General features: G+C 74.7%; 2 protein-coding genes and 1 pseudogene. All 3 read right to left on the bottom strand.

Translation table 11 applies throughout. The annotated features are described in order from the left end of the window. Nucleotides 1–27: 27 nt before the first annotated feature. Nucleotides 28–2,385, bottom strand: a complete 2,358-nt coding sequence (locus H5J33_RS26720; RefSeq protein ID WP_181797407.1) for an Orn/Lys/Arg decarboxylase N-terminal domain-containing protein — start codon at nucleotides 2,383–2,385, stop codon at nucleotides 28–30. A 143-nt stretch (nucleotides 2,386–2,528) separates the two neighbouring features. After that, nucleotides 2,529–3,548 (bottom strand): TolB-like translocation protein, encoded by a 1,020-nt coding sequence (locus tag H5J33_RS26725; protein WP_181797408.1) that lies wholly within the window; start codon nucleotides 3,546–3,548, stop codon nucleotides 2,529–2,531. Next, a pseudogene (locus H5J33_RS26730) lies at nucleotides 3,545–3,882 on the bottom strand (MFS transporter); the annotation flags it as partial. The pseudogene H5J33_RS26730 and the gene H5J33_RS26725, both read right to left, overlap by 4 nt.

The raw sequence follows: 3,882 nt of genomic DNA on the forward strand, positions 1-3,882 counted from the left end.
GACGGCACCCGGCGGGCGGTCACCGCGTCAGTCCAGCCCGAGGCACTCGATCTCGTAGTCGCCGGTGTCCTCGTCGATCGTCACGCCGTGGGTCTCGCTGCGGAAGCCGGGGAAGCGGCGGTCGAACGTCTCCAGGGCGGTGAGGTAGCGCAGCAGGGGGCCGTCGGGGGCGCCGGTGGACTCGCCGGGCATCAGCACCGGGATGCCGGGCGGGGTCACCGTGACCATCGCCGCCGCCACCCGGTGCGCCGCGTCGGCGACGCGGACGCGTTCCGTGCCGCCGCGCACCAGCCGCTGGTAGCAGTACTGCGGCGGGTGCACCGGCTCCGGGAGCTCCTGGAACGCGGTGTCCAGCAGCTCCACCAGGCGGGCCGAGCGCAGCTGGTCGTGCATCTGGCGGCACAGCTGCCGCAGGGTCGTCCCCGCGTACCGGCGCGGGTGCGCGGCGACCACCCCGGGCAGGACGTGGTCCAGCGGCGCGTCGGCGTCGTAGAGGGCCTTGAAGTCCATCAGGGCGTCCAGCAGCGTGCCCCACTTGCCCTTCGTGATGCCCATCGAGAACAGGATCAGCGTGGTGTAGCTGTCGGTCTTCTCGACCACGATGCTCCGGGTCGCCAGGTACGCCGTCAGCACCCGCGCCGGGATGCCCTCCTCGGCCATCTCACCGGTCGCCGTGATCCCCGGGCAGGTCAGCGTCACCTTGACCGGGTCCAGCATGCAGTGGCCCTCGGTCAGCCCCGGGAAGCCGTGCCAGGCCGCGCCCGGCTCCAGCAGCCAGCAGGACTGCTCCCGGCCCAGCAGTTCCGGCGGGGCCTCGTCGAAGGCCAGCCGCTCGCCCGTCGCCGGGTCGGTGACCTCCTCCGGCTGCCAGACGCCGAAGAACCACGGCGGCCGGTCCCCGGCGCTCGCCACCCGCCGCCCCAGCCGCACCATCTCCTGCCGGAACCGGATGGCCTCGGTGACCGCCTCGTCCACCAGCCACTCGCCCTGCGGCCCGTCCATCATCGCCGTCGCCACGTCCAGCGAGGCGATCATCGGGTACAGCGGGGAGGTGGTGCCGTGCATCATCAGGGCCTCGTTGAACCGGTCGTGCTCCACCGGGGCCCGGGGTGCCGGCCGTACGTGCACCATCGCCGACTGCGACAGCGCGGCCAGCAGCTTGTGCGTGGACTGGGTGGCGAACACCGTCGGCCGCTCCGGTCCGGGGAGGGCAGCCTCGTCCACGGACATGCCGTACCGGCCCGCGTACAGCGGGTGGAAGCGGGCGTAGGCGAACCACGCCTCGTCGAAGTGCACCCGGGGGGTGCTGGCCGCGAGCGCCCTCGCGGTCGGGACGGCGTCGTAACTCAGGCCGTCGTAGGTGGAGTTGGTGAACACCGCGTACTGCGGGTCGCGGGAGGCGGCGCCCTCGGCGAGCGGGTGCGCGGCGATCCGGGCCGCGATCGACTCCGCCGCCAGCTCGGCCGGGGGCAGCGGGCCGGCCAGGCCGTAGCCGTTGCGGGTCGGGATGAGGTAGACCGGCCGGGCGCCGGAGACCACCAGGCCGTGCAGCACCGACTTGTGGCAGTTGCGGTCCACCAGCGCCAGCTCGTCCCGGGTGACGCTGAAGTGGCCCACCAGGCGGTTGCAGGTGGAGTCGCCGTGCAGCACGAAGTAGGTCAGGTCCGAGCCGAAGACCCGGGCCGCGTTGCGTTCGGCCTCGCCGATGGGCCCGGTGTGCTCGAACAGCGAGCCCAGCTCCTCCACCGAGATCGACAGGTCGGAGCGGAGCAGCCGCTCGCCGAAGTAGTCGTGGAAGGCGCGCCCGGCGGGCGACTTCAGGAAGGCGACGCCGCCGGAGTGGGCCGGGGTGTGCCAGGAGTACTCGTGCGCGTCGTGGAAGTGGCGCAGCGCCCGGAAGAACGGCGGCAGCACGTCCTCCCGGTAGTGGCGGGCGGCGCTGGTGATCCGGCCCGCGATGAACCCGGGGGTGTCCTCCAGCGGCCAGACGTACCCGACGACCGTCTCCGACACCCACAGCGGCAGTTCCCGCACGCCCTCCTCGGCCATGACCAGGAACACCGGCAGATCCCGGTAGCGCCGCCCGATCCGGCGCAGTACGGCGGCCCCGCCCGGGCTCTCCGCCAGGGCGCCGGCCGGCCCGGCGAGCGCCGCCCCGGGGCCGTCGCCGGGCCGCGCGCTCCCGGGCAGGTCCCACGCCACCAGGGCCGCCGCCAGGCCCGCCTCGGTGCGCAGTACCGCGTCGGCGTCCTCGGCGGTGACGGCCCAGCGCACCCCGAAGCCCTCCGCCTCCACGGCCTCCCTGATCTTCCGCAACTGCTCGGCGCCGGCACCCTCCGCACGCGGGTGCTCCGGCACCGCCACCAGGATCCTGCTCTCGCTCATCCGGTGCCCTGCCCTCTCCCGGCGGCCGCCCGGCCGCCGCCGCGGAAAGTGTCCGGCGCGGCGCGCCGGTCGGCCGGGCGGCGGCGACGGAAGAACACCCGGATAGCGCATGATCCGACCACCGTATTGACGCAAGCGGGTGGCTAACCGAGGTACACCGGCGACACCGCGGCCCGGCCGATCTCCCGCGCCCGCCCCGACCCGTCCGCCGGGACCTGGTACAGGTCGGCGCCGTAGTCCCCGGGGAGCGCGTAGACGAGCGTGCGCGCGTCGCGCCACACCGCCTGGTCGTCCACGCTGCGCGGCTCGGCGAGCGCGGTCTCCCGCATCGTCCGCAGATCGAGGACGTACAGCCGCCAGGGCGCGTCCTTCGGCAGCCCCGCGACCCGCTTCTTGTACGCGACCCGGGTACCGTCCGGAGACAGCGACGGGCACTCCACGTCGGCGTGCAGGGTGGTGACCGTACGCGCGCGCAGGTCGCCGCGGACCAGGTACGTCTGGCCCTTCGTGGCCAGCGTGGCGTAGAAGGTGCGGTCGTCGTCCGCGAACGTCACGCCCCAGAAGTTGACGTCCGCGGCCTGGTAGGGGTGCCCGTCCCTGACGATGCGGAACGCCTCCAGCGAGGGGATCAGCGTCCCGCTGCGGGTGTCCACGATCGCCGTCCGGGTGGAGAAGTCCGTCCCCGCGTACGAGTCGCCGCCCACGAACGCCGTCCAGGCGGCGAAGTGCCCGGTGGGGGAGACCCGGGCGCGGGAGGGGATGCCCGGCACGTCGTAGCGGCCCCGGGTGTGCAGGGAGGCGTCCAGGACCAGGGCGCGGTAGGTGTCCGACACGGGCCCGTGCACGGCTTGCAGGCACACCCCGGTGCCCGCGGCGGCGTGGAACCTGAGGCACTTCACCCCGCCGGCGGTGCGCGGCCCGCCCGGGTCGTCGGCCGGGACGCTCGTCAGCTCGTCGCGGTGCGGCCCCCACGCCAGGTTGCGGAACACCAGCCGCCCGGACCCGCGCAGCGACACCGTCCCGGACGTGACGCGCGGCCCGCCCGCCTGCGTGTGGTCACGGCGCTCCGCCCGCGCGGAGGCGTGCAGGACGGCGGCCAGCCCGACCGCCGCGAGCACGGCCAGGGCCGAGACGAGGACCAGCACCCGATTGCGTACGCTCACGCGCTCACCACCCCTTTCGGGCGCAGCGTCAGCGCGACCGCCACGCACCCCGCGAGCGCCACCGCCGCCCCGGCCAGCGCCGCCCGGTCGCCCCACACCGTCCAGGCCGCGCCGAACAGCAGCGAGCAGACGAACCGGGTCAGCGCCTGCCCGGTCTGTACGACGGCCAGCCCCGAGGAGCGCAGCCCCTCCGGCACGCTGTCGCAGGCGGCGGCCATCAGCACCCCGTCGGTGGCCGCATAGAAGCAGCCGTGCAGGGCGAGCACCAGCCACGGCAGCGCCGTGCCGCGCCAGGAGCCGAGCAGCAGCCCGTACCCGGCGAGCAGGGCGCCGT

The sequence above is a fragment of the Streptomyces sp. WELS2 genome (assembly GCF_013870595.1).
In the GTDB taxonomy this organism is placed as follows: Bacteria; Actinomycetota; Actinomycetes; order Streptomycetales; family Streptomycetaceae; genus Streptomyces.

What these genes read in the sequence shown, in the direction of transcription:
- H5J33_RS26720 (WP_181797407.1), bottom strand. Translation starts at nt 2,385, where the DNA reads ATGAGCGAGAGCAGGATCCTGGTGGCGGTGCCGGAGCACCCGCGTGCG.